The 14,293-nt window shown below is 72.8% G+C and carries 12 protein-coding genes and 1 pseudogene; 6 read left to right on the plus strand and 7 right to left on the minus strand.

All coding sequences use genetic code 11. From position 1 onward, the window contains the following. The first annotated feature begins 46 nt into the window (after window positions 1-46). On the plus strand, window positions 47-1,444 hold the full coding sequence (locus ACGFNN_RS03830) for a Bcr/CflA family multidrug efflux MFS transporter (protein WP_393552598.1): 1,398 nt from the start codon (window positions 47-49) through the stop codon (window positions 1,442-1,444). A gap of 34 nt (window positions 1,445-1,478) precedes the next feature. Here ACGFNN_RS03830 and ACGFNN_RS03835 read toward each other — a convergent pair whose 3' ends face one another. Continuing rightward, a complete protein-coding gene (locus ACGFNN_RS03835) occupies window positions 1,479-2,798 on the minus strand; it encodes a hypothetical protein (RefSeq protein ID WP_393552600.1) in 1,320 nt (439 codons plus the stop codon). 177 nt (window positions 2,799-2,975) lie between these two features. Between ACGFNN_RS03835 and ACGFNN_RS03840 the strand changes: the two genes are divergently transcribed. After that, window positions 2,976-3,974 carry a small ribosomal subunit Rsm22 family protein gene (locus tag ACGFNN_RS03840; RefSeq protein WP_393552603.1) on the plus strand — a complete coding sequence of 333 codons (999 nt, stop codon included), beginning with the start codon at window positions 2,976-2,978 and terminating at the stop codon, window positions 3,972-3,974. Window positions 3,975-4,025: 51 nt separating this feature from the next. Here ACGFNN_RS03840 and ACGFNN_RS03845 read toward each other — a convergent pair whose 3' ends face one another. Both ACGFNN_RS03845 and ddaH read right to left on the minus strand, forming a co-directional pair. Beyond that, window positions 4,026-4,364, minus strand: a complete 339-nt coding sequence (locus ACGFNN_RS03845; protein ID WP_393552606.1) for a DUF4333 domain-containing protein — start codon at window positions 4,362-4,364, stop codon at window positions 4,026-4,028. Window positions 4,365-4,476: 112 nt separating this feature from the next. Continuing rightward, window positions 4,477-5,313, minus strand: a pseudogene (gene ddaH / locus ACGFNN_RS03850) (dimethylargininase); the annotation flags it as partial. A 162-nt stretch (window positions 5,314-5,475) separates the two neighbouring features. On the opposite strand from ddaH, the gene ACGFNN_RS03855 reads away from it, so the two are divergent. Together ACGFNN_RS03855 and ACGFNN_RS03860 are read left to right on the plus strand one after the other, a co-directional pair. Beyond that, window positions 5,476-6,102: a TetR/AcrR family transcriptional regulator gene (locus tag ACGFNN_RS03855; protein ID WP_393552609.1), complete on the plus strand. Its 627-nt coding sequence runs from the start codon at window positions 5,476-5,478 to the stop codon at window positions 6,100-6,102. A gap of 142 nt (window positions 6,103-6,244) precedes the next feature. Further along, the gene (locus ACGFNN_RS03860) at window positions 6,245-6,988 is read left to right on the plus strand and encodes a bifunctional DNA primase/polymerase (protein WP_393552611.1); all 744 of its coding nucleotides are present in this window, start codon (window positions 6,245-6,247) and stop codon (window positions 6,986-6,988) included. A gap of 30 nt (window positions 6,989-7,018) precedes the next feature. Here ACGFNN_RS03860 and ACGFNN_RS03865 read toward each other — a convergent pair whose 3' ends face one another. The 4 genes from ACGFNN_RS03865 to ACGFNN_RS03880 form a co-directional block, all read right to left on the minus strand. Continuing rightward, window positions 7,019-8,017: a hypothetical protein gene (locus ACGFNN_RS03865; protein ID WP_393552614.1), complete on the minus strand. Its 999-nt coding sequence runs from the start codon at window positions 8,015-8,017 to the stop codon at window positions 7,019-7,021. Between the two features lie 124 nt (window positions 8,018-8,141). Further along, complete coding sequence (locus ACGFNN_RS03870) at window positions 8,142-8,981, minus strand: heme ABC transporter ATP-binding protein (protein WP_393552616.1); 840 nt, start codon at window positions 8,979-8,981, stop codon at window positions 8,142-8,144. Beyond that, window positions 8,978-10,051 (minus strand): FecCD family ABC transporter permease, encoded by a 1,074-nt coding sequence (locus ACGFNN_RS03875; RefSeq protein ID WP_393552619.1) that lies wholly within the window; start codon window positions 10,049-10,051, stop codon window positions 8,978-8,980. The genes ACGFNN_RS03870 and ACGFNN_RS03875 overlap by 4 nt, the downstream gene beginning before the upstream one ends. Next, complete coding sequence (locus ACGFNN_RS03880; protein ID WP_393552622.1) at window positions 10,048-11,169, minus strand: hemin ABC transporter substrate-binding protein; 1,122 nt, start codon at window positions 11,167-11,169, stop codon at window positions 10,048-10,050. The genes ACGFNN_RS03875 and ACGFNN_RS03880 overlap by 4 nt, the downstream gene beginning before the upstream one ends. Before the next feature lie 112 nt (window positions 11,170-11,281). Between ACGFNN_RS03880 and ACGFNN_RS03885 the strand changes: the two genes are divergently transcribed. Together ACGFNN_RS03885 and ACGFNN_RS03890 are read left to right on the plus strand one after the other, a co-directional pair. After that, on the plus strand, window positions 11,282-12,694 hold the full coding sequence (locus tag ACGFNN_RS03885) for an HtaA domain-containing protein (RefSeq protein WP_393552624.1): 1,413 nt from the start codon (window positions 11,282-11,284) through the stop codon (window positions 12,692-12,694). A 46-nt stretch (window positions 12,695-12,740) separates the two neighbouring features. Next, the gene (locus ACGFNN_RS03890) at window positions 12,741-14,267 is read left to right on the plus strand and encodes an HtaA domain-containing protein (protein ID WP_393552627.1); all 1,527 of its coding nucleotides are present in this window, start codon (window positions 12,741-12,743) and stop codon (window positions 14,265-14,267) included. Window positions 14,268-14,293: the final 26 nt, after the last annotated feature.

Here is a 14,293-nt window from a genome sequence, read left to right on the forward strand (position 1 = left end):
GCTGACCTGAGAGCATAGATGCGGATTCAACGAAGCGGAGACGAGGATGCCGGACAGCGGCGCGAGCCGGGCCCAGCGAGAAGACGAGCACATACCGACGAGCAGCGAGGGCGCCGCACTCAGCGCCCAGGCCACCGCCACCCCCACCGCAGCGGGTGTCCCGGCCGCCACCACGATCACCGCACCGGGCCTCCCCGGCGCCCCCACCACCACCACCACCGCACGGCGGGCCGGACTCCTGGTCACGCTGGTGCTGGGCGGACTCACCGCACTGCCGCCCCTCTCGATGGACATGTACCTCCCGGCACTCCCGGAGGTCACCGGATCACTGAACTCCCCGGCCGCGACGGTCCAGCTCACCCTGACCGCCTGCCTCACCGGCATGGCGCTCGGCCAGCTCGTCGTCGGTCCCATGAGCGACCGCTGGGGCAGGCGCAAGCCGCTGCTCCTCGGCATGATCGTCTACGTGCTGGCCACGGCGATCTGCGCGGTGGCCCCCACCGCCGAACTCCTCATCGGCTTCCGCCTGCTCCAGGGCCTGGCCGGTGCGGCGGGCATCGTGATCTCCAGGGCCGTCGTACGCGACCTCTACGACGGCGACGAGATGGCCAGGTTCTTCTCCACGCTGATGCTGATCTCCGGGGTGGCGCCCGTGGTCGCACCGGTGATCGGCGGGCAGGTCCTGCAGTTCACCGACTGGCGCGGCATCTTCGTCGTCCTCACCGGCGTCGGCGTGCTCCTGACCCTCGTCGTCTGGAAGTGGCTCCACGAGACGCTCCCCGAGTCACGACGGCACACCGGCGGGGTCGGCGACGCGCTGCGCACCATGCGGGGCCTGCTGGCCGACCGGGTGTTCACCGGCTACATGATCGCGGGCAGCCTCGCCTTCGCCGCGCTCTTCGCCTACGTGAGCGCGTCCCCCTTCGTCGTCCAGGAGATCTACGGCGCCTCACCGCAGACCTTCAGCCTGCTCTTCGGGATCAACTCCATCGGGCTGATCGCCGTCGGCCAGATCAACGGCAAGCTGCTCGTGGGCCGGGTCAGCCTCGACAAGGCGCTCGGATTCGGCCTCACCGTCATCTCCGTCGCGGCCCTCGCCCTGCTGCTGATGACCTCCGGGGTCTTCGGCGACGTCGGCCTGCTGCCGGTGGCCGCAGGACTCTTCGTGCTGATGTCGGCCATGGGCCTGGCCATGCCCAACACCAACACCCAGGCCCTCATGCGCACCAAGCACGCGGCGGGATCGGCCTCCGCGCTGCTGGGCACGTCCCAGTTCCTGATCGGCGCGATCGCCTCGCCGCTGGTCGGGATCGCGGGGGAGGCGACCGCCGTGCCCATGGCCGTGGTGCAGGTGGTCTGCGCCCTGTCCGCCATGGCGTGCTTCCTGCTGCTGTGCCGCCCCTGGCGGAACTCCGGCGACTCGCGCGCCGCGCTCACCGGGTGAGCCGGAGCCGGCCGGGGACGGCGCCCCGGCCGGCTCACCCCACGCGCGGATAGCCCAGAAGGTGCGGGCGGTCCTCGCGGTCCGTCCAGCGGAAGATCCCGGTGCCGGAGATCTCCGCCTCGGGCAGCCGTGTGTTCGGCGCCAGGGCCTCGACCTCCCCGGTCGTGAAGCTCATACCGACCGGCCCGCCGCCCTCGCCCCGCAGTGCCTCGTCCGCGTCACGCGCCCGGGTCGAGCCGTACGCGCTGCCGCCGTCCGTCACCGACGCGAGCGTAAGCCGCGCCGACCCGTCCTCCTCCTCGAAGCAGAACCCCTTCCGCTCCTCCAGGTCGAACGCGAGGTTCCCCGCGACCAGGTAGCGGCCGGAGGGCGAGAGGACCGCCTGCGGATAGGCACCCGGCTCTATGGCGGGCGTGTGGCACTCCACGGAGACGGTGCTCCTGCCCGTGGCCGCGTCATGGACCGCCCACATCTGGTGGGTGCCCGACCGCTTCGCCCCCTTCGCGAGCCGCCACTTCGCCAGAATCAGCCCCGGAGCCACCGAGGTGGGCACCCCGGTCGTGGGATCCGCGCCCTTCGGCGCGCCGTTCCTGCTGAACCAGCCGCCCCGTACCCAGAACTCGCGGACACCGCTCAGCAGCAGTCCCTTCGGGGTCTGCCCGCGCACCTCGGTGAGCTGCCGGCAGGACGCGCAGCCCTTCGGGTAGGTCACGGCGGACGCGGGGATCCTCGTCACCCCGCCCTCGACCGGGTCGACGAGCGCGCTGTCGGCCCCGCTGTCGCTGATCAGGATGTCCGGGCCGGTCACCGTCACCGCGGGCACCCCGGACCACGGCACCTCGACGCGCCGGCGTTCGCCGCCCGTCACCTCGTACACGTCGAGGGAGACGAAGGTGCCCGAGGGGGCGAGACCGTCGCCGGCCTTCCCGAAGGACCAGGTCACGAAGAACTCCTGGTCGTCCTTGGCGACCGTGAGCAGCCCCGGGACGCGCCCGGGGTCCTGCGGCCGCCACGCCTCGCCGCTCCAGCCGGCCCGGCCCGTCTCCGTGTCGAGGGTCCGCAGCCTGTAGCGGTCCCCGGGCGCCTTCACCAGATACGCCAGCCGGCCCGTCGGGTGCGACAGGGCGTAACCGGGCCCGGCGGCGACGACCTCCCAGCCCCGTCCCGTCGTGTACTCCGGCGGGACGTCCAGCCGGGTCGTGGGGCCGCTCGCGCTCTTCCCGGCCGGCCGGGACGGTGAGTCGTCGGCCTTCCTCCCGTCGCCGCCCCCACCCCCGCAGGTCGCGAGCAGGAGCAGCATGGCGAGGACGATCACCCCGCCCACCAGGGCCAGGCGCACGATCCGCTGTCTCATGGTCCCCCCGGTGAAGCGGTACTCCGAGCCGCCCCCACGCGGCGCCGCTCAGCCTAACAACGGGCCCGGAGGGAGAGGCAGTTCGGCCCTGTGCCAGTTCCGTACCCGTTCCGTCCCGGTGATGTTCCCGGGCAGCCGGTCCATGGGGCGGGAACGCCCTGCGCGTACGATTCGGCGGTGAACGACACACTCCCCACGGCACAGGCACTGCGTGCGGCGCTGGCCGCCCTGCTCGACGGACTGCCCCCGACCCAGGCCGCCCAGGCCGTCGACCGCCTGATCGCCAGCTACCGGGGGACCACCCCGACCGACGCCCCGATCCTGCGGGACCGGTCCGACGTCGCCGCGTACGCCGCCTACCGGATGCCCGCGACGTTCGAGGCCGTACGCTCCTGCCTCGCCGCACTCCGCGAGGCCGCGCCCGGCTGGGCGCCGGCCACCCACACGGACATCGGCGGCGGAACCGGCGCGGCGAGCTGGGCGGTCGCCGGTGCGTGGGAAGGCGCCCGCTCGACGGTTCTGGACTGGTCCGAGCCCGCCCTCGCGCTCGGCCGTGAACTGGCCGGGCGCTCCGGTCTCCCGGGGCTGCGGGCCGCGACCTGGGAGCGGGCGCGTATCGGCGTCTCCCCGGCGCCGGAGCCCACCGACCTGGTGACCGTGTCCTACGTCCTGAAGGAGCTGACCCCCAAGGACCGTGCCGCCGTCGTGGACGCCGCGGCGGCGGCCGGGCAGGCCGTGGTGATCGTGGAACCCGGCACCCCCGACGGCTACGACCGTGTGATCGAGGCCCGCGCACGGCTGATCGCCGCCGGGATGAGCATCGCGGCCCCCTGCCCCCACGACGAGGCCTGCCCGATCGAGCCGGGCACGGACTGGTGCCACTTCTCGGCGCGGGTCAGCCGCTCGTCCCTGCACCGTCAGGTCAAGGGCGGCTCGCTCAGCCACGAGGACGAGAAGTTCAGCTACGTCGTGGCGACCCGCTTCGCCACCGCCCCGGCCACCGCGCGGGTCACCCGCAAGCCGCAGATCCGCAAGGGACTGGTGCTCCTGGAGCTCTGCACCCGCGACGAGGGCCTGCGGAGGGAGACCGTCACCAAGCGGCACGGCGCGCTCTACCGCGCCGCCCGGGACACCGACTGGGGCGACGCCTGGCCGCCGGAGGACGCGGGGGAGTGACCGGGGCGCCGGGACCGCCATCGGCCCGGAGCCGCGGCGCGGGCCACTCCCTCAGTTCCTCTCCACGGAGATCTTTCCCTGATCGTCCTCGATCGTGACCGAGGCCTGCCGCGGCCCCTCGTCGTCGTGGACGGTGCACGTGAACTCCGTGCCCTTCTCGACGACGACCGAGAGAGGGCAGAGCACCAGGGCGTTCGGGTTGCTCTTCCACTGGCTGACGGCGCCGGCGACCTGCTTCTCCAGAGCGGTCTGGTCCAGGACGCGCGGGGGCGCGGGGGTCTCGACCTGGACGGGGGACATCACCTTGACGGCCACCAGCACGGCGCAGACCGCGACGACGAACGAGCAGAAGGCCACGACAGAGCCTGAGAAGTTCCGTTGATCAGTCACCCGAGGATTTCTACCGAGCGCCCGGCGATGCTCACAAGGGCCCGGGCGCGCAGGTTCTGTGAGGGCGGGGCGGCGCGGGTCGAACAGCCCCGCCCTCGTCGGCGGGCGGCTGCTACCCCCGCAACTCCTGGGTGCAGCACTTCACGCTGCCGCCGCCCTTGAGCAGTTCGCCCAGGTCCATCGGGACCGGCTCGAAGCCCCGGTCCCGCAGGGGGTCCAGAAGGCCCACCGCGGCCTGCGGCAGCAGCACATGGCGTCCGTCGCTGACTGCGTTGAGGCCGAGCCGCGCGGCGTCCGCCTCCTCGGCGAGCAGCGCGTCGGGGAAGAGCCGGGCCAGCACCGAGCGGCTGCCGGGGGAGAAGGCGCCGGGGTAGTACATGATCTCGTCGGCCGCGTCGTCGAGCACGCACAGAGCCGTGTCCAGGTGGTAGTAGCGCGGGTCCACCAGGTCGAGGCCGATCACCGGGCGGCCGAAGAACTCCTGGGCCTCACCGTGGGAGAGCGGGCTGGACCGGAAGCCGCGCCCCGCCAGCAGGTACGAGGCGGTCACCGCGAAGTCGCCCTCGCCCTCGTTGACATGGGCCGGTTCGTGGACGTCGGTGAAGCCGTTGGCCAGGAACCACTCCCGGTGCGCCCGGGCCTCGGCGAAGCGCTCCCGGTAGGCGAAGAGGGCGCCGAGCACACGGCCGTCGATCACGGTGGCCCCGTTCGCCGCGAAGACCATGTCCGGCAGGTCGGGGCGCGGGGTGAGGAGCTCCACGGTGTGGCCGAGCGCCCGGTAGCGGTCGCGCAGGTCCTCCCACTGCGTGGTGGCAAGGCGCAGGTCCACGGGCTTCGACGGGTCCATCCACGGGTTGATGGAGTAGGTGACCTCGAAGTGGGCCGGGGCGCACATCAGGTAGCGACGAGGGGTGGCGTCACGGTTCAATGCAGGCTCCTCGCGAACGGCGGACGCTGCCGCGGAACGGTGGGATACGCACGGGGTGTGTGCGTGAGTTCATGGTGCGCCGCGCCGGGCCGCCGCGCTGTGATCCGTTCGGGTGGTTCATACGCGTCAGCGGCCAGGGCGCAAGACGATACGTATCGGCCCGTGACGCTCTAGGCTGGCCGGATGTCATCCCAGAAGGCGCCTGACGCCAGCCGCCGCAGTGACCGTTCCCGCCGCGCGATCCACGACGCCGCACTCGCCCTCGTCGGCGAGGTGGGCTACGCCAGGACGACGATCGAGGGCATCGCCGCCCGGGCCGGCGTGGGCAAGCAGACGATCTACCGGTGGTGGCCGTCGAAGGCCGCCGTCCTCATGGACGCCTTCCTCGATCTCGGGGCCCGGCAGGCGGCGGAGTCGGCTCCCGAAGGTGAGGGCAGTTACGTGTTCCCCGACACCGGCGACCTCGCCGCCGATCTCAAGCTGGTGCTGCGGGCCACGGTCGACGAGCTGAACGATCCCGTGACCGAGGCGCCGACCCGCGCGCTCACCGCCGAGGGGATCATCGACCCCGCGCTCGGCGCGCAATTCGTCGAAAAACTGCTCGAACCGCAGATTCAGTTGTATGTCACACGACTGCGTGCCGCCCAGAAGGCGGGTGAGGTGCGCGAGGACCTCGACCCGCGTGTCGCGGTGGAGCTCCTGATCGCCCCGCTGACCCACCGCTGGCTGCTCAGAACCCTTCCGCTGACCCACGCCTACGCGGACGCCGTCGTCGACCACACCCTCCGGGGACTCTCGGCCAAGGCGTGAAACCGCCCGCGCCACGGGCGGCGTTTCAGCCGTCTCCGGCGGCTCCTCCACGGCCGCTCGGGCACCCCGCTTGGGGACTCTGGCCACCCGGGGAGCAGGATGGTGCGACGATGGAGGGGTAACCGCTGAGGTGAGGGGATAGATGGGCGCCGATTCCGGCCGCAGTCGCGGCACAGAGGGCAGGTTCACCCAGTGGCTGCGCAGGCGGCCGAAACAGCAGCCGGAGGCCGACGACGCGGCACGGCTGGGGCTGCTCCTGGCTGTCGCCGAGGCAGGAATGCCGATCGCACCCGCCGCCTATCCGGCCGGTTACCGATGTTCGTGCGAACGCATCGGCTGTCCCACGCCCGCGCGGCACCCGGTGTCCTTCGCCTGGCAGACCCAGTCGACGACGGACCGCGCACAGATCGAGCGGTGGGCGGCCGACCGGCCGCCGGCCAACTTCATCACCGCGACCGGCATGATCCACGACGTGCTCGACGTGCCCCTCACCGCGGGCCGGGCCGCCCTGGACCGGCTCCTCGCGGCCGGAGTCGACGTGGGGCCCGTCGCCCAGTCCGGCACCGACCGGATGCTGTTCTTCACGGCGACCAGGGGCACACCGGACGAAGAGGACGAGTGGTGGCCCTGCGAGCTGGACTGCCACCCCGAGACCATGGACGAGCATCCGGGTCTGCGGTGGCACTGCCGCGGCAGCTACGTGCTGTTGCCGCCGGCACGGCTCCCCGGTGAGCTGGACGTGCACTGGATCCGGGGACCGGAGAACCCTCTGCCCGATCCGCTGACCCTCCTGGAGTCGCTCACCGACGCCTGCGCGCAGTACGCGGACGCCGCCGGTGAGAGTGACCTCGACCACGACTCCGTCGCCTGGCCCACGAGACGCTGACCGCCGCGGGGCGAGGCCCGGCGGCCGCGGTCAGGATCCCTCGGCCGCGATCAGTCCGGGCAGCCGGTTCAGCACGCGCACCTTGCCGTCGGTGGCGCCCGCGCCCTTCGGAGGCACGTAGACCAGCTGGCTGGAGACCCGCTCCTTGGTGAGGGTGGTCTTCACCTCGCCGGTCAGCAGCGCCCGCACGTCCGCCGTGACCGTCGGCCGCAGTCCCTGCGCCGCCGTCTGCCGTTCGAAGTGCTTGCTGCTGAAGAAGACGAGTGCTCCGCCGTCCTCGGTCGTCAGACCCAGCGGCGCGAACGTCCCGGAGTCCAGCGTCTGGTCGTCGTACTGGTAGGAGAAGCCGGCCCGGCGGGTCGTCCGGCGCGCCTCACGCCAGCCCGAGGTCATCGAGCCCGGGGCGAAGACGTCCGGCGTGCCCTCCTTGAGGTAGCCGGTGTAGGTGCTGCTGAGGTCGGCGGGAGGGGTGGCGAGCGTGGCGTCCGTGTCCGCCGAGGGCAACGGCCGGGCGAATCCGTCGGAGTCCAGGCTGAACTTGGGGATCTCGGACGGGGAGGCCACCGCCAGGTAGGAGACCTTCCAGGGGGCGTCGGGCCCGGTGCGTACGAACGTCAGCAGCCAGCGGGTGTCCAGCTTCCCGTCGTCCTGGTCGCGGTTGGAGTCGGTGTCGGCGAGGAACCAGCGCGGCCAGCCCGCCTTCTTCGGAACGACGAACGAGGCGTCCGTCAGCTCCAGCGGCGTGTGTTCGGCGTTGCCCTGCGGGTTGTTCCTGCGCCGCGCGGTCAGACCGGCCTGGTTGATCGCGCCGAGCGAACCGGTCACCCGGTCCTCGTCGAGCGCGGGATCGTACGCCTTGTCCGCCGCGTTGTAGGCGACGGTGAAGTCCTCCAGGGCCTTCGCGGCCTCCGACTTCGTCGCCGCGGGCACGACCTCGAGTTCCCCGTGCACCGTCACGCAGCCGCTCGCCGTCACGACCAGTACCGTCGCCGTCCCGAGCCCCGCCGCCAGTCGACCCAGCCTTCTCATCCGTTGCCTTCTGCGCCTTCTGATCCGTCGTCCGCACTGACCGCCTGAACCCTACCGGGGCGGCGGACCGCCCGAGCGCGGGGCCGGGATGCGGCATCCAACCGTGACATGGGCCGGGCGGCGATCAGAGAGCGCGCCGGGGGACGACGAGGGGCACCCCCGTACGCGGGTGCGGGAAGACCTCGACCGGCTGGCGGTACACCTTGCCGAGCAGCTCGTCGGTGAACACCTCGGAGGGCGGTCCGGCTGCCGCCACCCGGCCGCTGCGCAGCACCACCGCCCGGTCCGCGTACGCGGCGGCGAGGCCCAGGTCGTGCAGGACGACGACCACCGCGTCCCCCGCGGCGGCCCGCTCCCGGCATATCCGCAGCACCAGTTCCTGGTGGCGCAGGTCCAGGGCGGCGGTCGGTTCGTCCAGGAGTAGCAGCGGGGCGCGCTGTGCCAGTACCCGGGCCAGGGCGACACGGGCGCGCTCGCCGCCGGACAGCGCGGAGAACGGGCGTGAGGCGAACGCCGTCACCTCGGTGGCCGTCATCGCCCCGGCCACCGCTGCGTCGTCCTCCGCCTCGCGGTGCGTCCCGGCCCAGGGCGCACGCCCCATCCGTACGACCTCCTCGACGGGGAAGGGGAAGGCGAGCGCGGCGGACTGCGGCAGTACCGCGCGGCGCAGAGCGAGTTCGGCGGCGGACCAGGCGGCGACGGGCCGGCCGTCCACACGCACCTCGCCGCTCTGTACGGGCAGGTCGGCGGCGAGCGCCGCCAGCAGGGTCGACTTCCCGGCGCCGTTCGGTCCGACGAGGGCGAGCACCTCGCCCGTCCTGACGGTGAGTTCCACGCCGTCCAGGACCGGCCTGCCGCCGAGACCCACGCCGACCCCGTCCAGCTGGGCCGCCGTCGACCCCAGGGGCAGGGGGGAGGGGAGCTCCCTCGTACGGGAGGAGAGGAGTGCCGTGAACGGGTTCATGCCCAACCACCTTGTCTGCGACGGGTCCTGCGCAGGAGCCAGAAGAAGAACGGGCTGCCGAGGAGCGCGGTGAGCACCCCGAGCGGGAGCTCCGCCGGGGCGGCGACCGTACGTGCCGCGAGATCGCCCGCCACCAGCACCAGCGCCCCTCCCAGGGCGCTGCCCGGGACGAGGAAGCGGTGCCCGGGACCGTTCGCCATCCGCAGCAGATGCGGGACGAGCAGTCCCACGAAGGAGATGATCCCCGCGACGGCCACCGCCGCCGCGGTCAGCAGCGCCACGACGAGGACGAGTGCGAGCCGCAGCCGTTCCACGTCGACCCCGAGGTGGCGGGCGGGCCGCTCGCCCAGCGCGAGCAGGTCGAGCTTCCTCGACCAGAACGGGGCGAGAAGCAGACCCACCGCCGCGCACGGCAGCACGGCCAGCACCTTCGGCCAGGTCGCCTGGGCCAGCGAGCCGAGCTGCCAGAAGGTGATCTGGCTGATCTGCGCGTTGTCCGCGAAGAAGATGAACAGGCCGATCAGCGCACCGGCGAAGGCGTTGACGGCGATCCCGGTGAGGATCAGCGTCACCACCTCGGTGCGGCCCCCGGACCGTGAGAGCACGTACACGAGCAGCACCGTGGCGAGACCGGAGACGAAGGCGCAGGCGGTGATCGTCCAGTTGCCGAGGAAGGTGAGTCCGAGAGCGATCGAGCCCACGGCCCCGACCGCGGCGCCCGAGGAGATGCCGATGACACCCGGCTCGGCGAGCGGATTGCCGAACACCCCCTGCATCAGGGCGCCGGCGCACCCCAGGGACGAGCCGACGAGCAGGGCCAGCACGACCCTCGGCAGGCGTACGTTCCACAGGACGCTCTCGCCGACCCGGTCCAGGGAGTGCCCGCCGAGGCCGGCGCGGTGCAGGACGGAGGCGAGGACGTCGCCGAGCGGGATGCCGTACGCGCCGACACCGGCGGAGAGCAGGGCGCCGACGAGCAGCGCGGCCGACAGGGCGAGGGTGAGGACGAAGGACCGCCCGCGCCGGGCGGTGAGCTTCAGGGGCAGCGCGTCGGAGGCGGTGGCGGTCACTTCTCGCCCCCGCCGTCCGGGTAGAGCTGGTCCACGAGTTCGGCCAGGACCCGGTCGGTGCGCGGCCCGTAGTTCAGCAGGACACCGTCGTCGATCGAGACGATGCGCCGGTCCATCCCGGCGGGTGTCTCCGCGACCCCGGGGATCTTCAGCAGACCGTCGGGACCACCCACCGACTCCAGTCCCTTGCTCATGACGAGGATCGCGTCGGGCGCGGCCTCGGCCAGCGCCTCGCTGGTGATCGCGGTGAAGTCCTTGGTCAGCCCGGACGCCTTCCCGGCGTCGACGGCGCCCGCTGCTTCGAGCAGCGAACTCGCGCCGGACTCCCGGCCGCCCAGCAGATAGACGGAGGCGGAACCGCGCAGATAGAGGAAGGCCACGCGCGGGGCACCGCCCTCGGGCCGCGCGGGCACCGTCTCGCGTACGGCGGCGATACGGGACTCCGTACGCCGCTTGAGCGAGTCACCGGCGGATGGCACCCCCAGCGCCGTCGCCACGGTCTCGATCCGGCGGCTCACGTCGGCGAGTTCCCCGGCCGGTTCGACGACGACGAGCGGGATGCCCGCGTCGCGTATCTGCGCGACCGCCTCGGCGGGGCCCGTGGTGGTGTCGGCCAGCACGAGGGTGGGCCGCAGCGAGAGCACGCTCTCGGCCGAGACGTCATGGGCGCGGGTCACCACGGGGAGTTTCCCGGCCTGTTCGAAGGTGGCGGTGATGTCACGGGCGACCACCTTGCCGCCGAGCCCCAGGGTGAAGACGATCTCGCTGAGCGACCCGGTGAGCGGGACGATCCGGTCCACGGAGCTGACGGTGACGTCCTTGCCGTCGGCGGAGCTGACGGTGACGGGGAGTCGGGGCGCCGGGGTGTCGGCCAGTGGCTCGACGACGTCCGCCGCCTCGGTGGCGGAACCCGCTCCGGCGGGGCCGGCCGCGGGTGTCGCCGAGCCGCCGCAACCGGTGAGGACCGAGGCCAGTGCCACGGCGGCGACCAAGGCATGTCCGGCGGATCGTCGTCGGCCCGCGAAGATCCGCCGGACAGGCTCCGGAGTCCTGCCGCCACCGGTGTGCCGCCGCACGGTTCTTCGGGCCGCGGCGGCGGAGTACTGGGGCAAACGCACGGGTGCACCGTCCTGGGGGTCTTGCGAGGAGATGCGGCGGAGGGGGTTCCGGCGCATGGTGAATGAGCTTAGGTTAGCCTTACCTCACTTACCAGCCCTTGGGGGGTCTCCCATGCCGTCGTCCCTGTCCGTCCGCACGCCCGCCGCCGCCGTCCTCGTGGTGCTGCTCGGAGCCCTGCTCCCGGCCACCGCCGCGCACGCGGCGAGCCGCACGGTGCAGGGCGGCCGGCTCGACTGGGGGATCAAGTCCTCCTTCCAGAGCTATGTCACGGGGCCCATCGCCGGCGGCAGTTGGAGCCTCACCGGAGGGGCCGCGACCGTCGGGGGAAGCCAGTTCCGCTTCCACTCCGCCACCGGCTCCTACGACCCGGGCAGCGGCGCCCTCCGCGCCGGGTTCTCCGGCGGGGTCCACTTCGTGGGGCACAAGCAGGCCGACGGCGGCAACGAACTCGACCTCACCATCAGCCGTCCCACCGTCCGGATCTCCGGGGGAGCCGGGACCCTCTACGCCGACATGGTCAGCAAGGCGCGGGGGAGCGGCCGGGTCACCACCTCGTCCCAGGTCCCCCTGGCCACCCTCGGCCTCGGCGGGATCGACATGCGAGGCGGCTCCACCCCGGTCCGCCTCGAAGGGATCCCCGCGACGCTCACCGCCCAGGGGGCGAGCGCCTTCGCCGGGTACTACGCGGCGGGCACGCCGCTCGACCCGGTCAGCCTCTCCGTCGACACCCTTGCCCCCGCCGCCGCGAAGCCGTCCGGATCCGCGAAGTCCCCCGCGCCCGCCAAGTCCTCGCCCTCCGCGGGGAAGAAGGAGCGGAGCGCCGGCCGCATCGAGGACGCCGCCGTGGACTGGGGCGTGCGCCGCACCTTCCGCGAGTACGTCACCGGATCCATCGGCCGGGGCGAATGGACCCTGACCGACGGAGCCCAGGACGGCGGGGCGGTCTTCCGCTTCCCGCAGGGCGAAGGCAGCTACGACGCCGGAGAGGGCACGCTGGACGCGGACTTCGCGGGCAGCGTCCGCTTCACCGGCGCGGACGGTCTCGATCTGCGGCTCGCAGGGTTCAGTGCCCGGGTCGCCTCGGGCAAGGGGACGCTCCTGGCCGACGTCACCAGGGACGGCGCCACCGACAAGGCCGTTCCCCTGGTCACCTTCGCCGCCGCCGGCCTGGCGCCGAAGGACGGCCTGGCCGTCCTCACCGAGGCGCCGGCCACCCTGACCGCCGAAGGGGCCGAGGCGTTCGGCTCCCTCTACAAGGCCGGCACGGCCATGGACCCGGTCTCCCTCGCGGTCGCGCTCGACGCGAAGGCCGAGCTGCCCGCGCTGCCCGACCTGGGCAGTACCGCCGCACCGTCCGGGACTCCCGCACCTTCGGCGGCCAAGGCCGTCGCCACCGAGCCGGCCGCCTCCGGGGCGTCCGGACCACGAACCTCTCTCGTCGTCGGGGGCGGCGCCGCGCTGATCGCGGCCTCGGCCGCCGTGCTGTACGCGGTCAGGCGCCGCCGTGCCGCACGGAACACCTGACGAACTCCCCTTCCCTCCCTCAACCACGTACATCAGGAGCACCGCCATGTCGGCAAACCGCCGTTCACTCACCCTCGCCGCAGCAGTGGCCACCGCCGCCGCCCTCGGCGCGACCTTCGCCCTCCCCGCGCTGGCGGCGGACAGGGCCACGCCCGCCGGGGCGCCCGCGGCCACCATGGAGCTGACGGACGGCGCTCTCGACTGGGGCTTCAAGGAGAGCTTCCGCAGATACATAGGCGGTGCGGGCACGATCACGGTGAAGGACGGGGCGACCCAGGCCGCCGGGAACGGTGCCTTCACCTTCGGCAACGGCAAGGGCACCTACGACACCACGACCCACGGCACCAGTACCGCCTTCGACGGCAGCGTCAACTTCAACGCCCACGGCGGTGTCCTCGACATCACCCTCTCCGACGTGAAGGTCACCACGAGCGGCACCACCGGTGCCATCACCGTCGACCTGAAGACCCCGCAGGGCACGCAGGACGACGTCGCGTTCGCCGAGCTCGACCTGTCGTCCGTCCGGCCCGGCCAGGGCGAGGGCGGCGCGATGGTCTTCAAGGACATCCCCTCGAAGCTGACGAAGGCCGGTTCGTCCGCCTTCAACGGGATGTACGCCGAGGGCGAGGTCCTCGACCCGGCGACCCTGTCGGTGAAGGCGGTCACGCCCCCGACCGAGGAGCCGACGAAGGAGCCCACCCAGGAGCCGACCAAGGAGCCCACGAAGGAGCCGACGGCCGCGCCCACCGAGAAGCCCACCGAGAAGCCCACCGCGAAGCCGTCCGCCACGGCGACGGCCGTAGCGCCCGTCGAGGGCGAACTCGTCGACGGCACCCTGGACTGGGGGGTCAAGGAGTCCTTCCGTTCGTACGTCACGGGTCCCGTCGCCGGCGGCAAGGTCGAGACGGCCGGCGGCGCCACCGCCTCGGCATCGGGCTACCGCTTCCCCGACGCCGAAGGCGGCTTCGACGCCGACGAGCAGACCCTGAACGCCGAGTTCGGCGGCAAGGTCCGATTCCTGGGCCACAAGGAGGGATCCGCCTACACGCTCGACCTCTCGCTCAGCGGCCTCGAGGTCAAGGTGAAGGACGGCGCGGGCACCCTCGTCGCCGACGTCTCCAGCAAGGACCGCGAGACGAAGAAGGTCACCACCTACAGCGACCTGGCCGTCGCCGACCTGAAGCTCCCCGCCGGTGAACTCGCGGCGAAGGACGGTGTGGTGACCCTCGACGCGGTGCCGGCCACCCTCACCGCCGACGGCACCAAGGCCTTCGGCGGCATGTACGCCGAGGGCACCCAGCTCGACGCCGTGACCGTCAGCGTCGCCCTGGACGAGGACGCCGAACTCCCGGGCTCCACCGGAGGCGGCTCCACGACCACCGGCGGCGGCTCCTCGACCGGTGGTTCCACCACCGGCGGGACCGTCGGCGGCGGTGGCACGGTCGGCGGAAGCGGCGCCCTCGCCTCCACCGGTGCGGGCCTCCCGGCGGGCGCGCTGATCGCGGCCTCGGGCCTGGTCGTCGCGGCGGGCGCCGGCGCGGTCGTCGTGGCGCGCCGCCGCCGTACCGTCTGATCCCCGTCCCCGCGGGAAGGGCCGCA

This window comes from Streptomyces sp. NPDC048590, from assembly GCF_043199535.1.
Classification (GTDB): domain Bacteria; phylum Actinomycetota; class Actinomycetes; order Streptomycetales; family Streptomycetaceae; genus Streptomyces.

Bases quoted from the DNA above. Each gene is read 5' to 3' on its own strand.
- ACGFNN_RS03830 (WP_393552598.1), top strand. From the start codon at position 47: ATGCCGGACAGCGGCGCGAGCCGGGCCCAGCGAGAAGACGAGCACATA.
- ACGFNN_RS03835 (WP_393552600.1), bottom strand. From the start codon at position 2,798: ATGAGACAGCGGATCGTGCGCCTGGCCCTGGTGGGCGGGGTGATCGTC.
- ACGFNN_RS03855 (WP_393552609.1), top strand. From the start codon at position 5,476: ATGTCATCCCAGAAGGCGCCTGACGCCAGCCGCCGCAGTGACCGTTCC.
- ACGFNN_RS03860 (WP_393552611.1), top strand. From the start codon at position 6,245: ATGGGCGCCGATTCCGGCCGCAGTCGCGGCACAGAGGGCAGGTTCACC.
- ACGFNN_RS03865 (WP_393552614.1), bottom strand. From the start codon at position 8,017: ATGAGAAGGCTGGGTCGACTGGCGGCGGGGCTCGGGACGGCGACGGTA.
- ACGFNN_RS03870 (WP_393552616.1), bottom strand. From the start codon at position 8,981: ATGAACCCGTTCACGGCACTCCTCTCCTCCCGTACGAGGGAGCTCCCC.
- ACGFNN_RS03885 (WP_393552624.1), top strand. From the start codon at position 11,282: ATGCCGTCGTCCCTGTCCGTCCGCACGCCCGCCGCCGCCGTCCTCGTG.
- ACGFNN_RS03890 (WP_393552627.1), top strand. From the start codon at position 12,741: ATGTCGGCAAACCGCCGTTCACTCACCCTCGCCGCAGCAGTGGCCACC.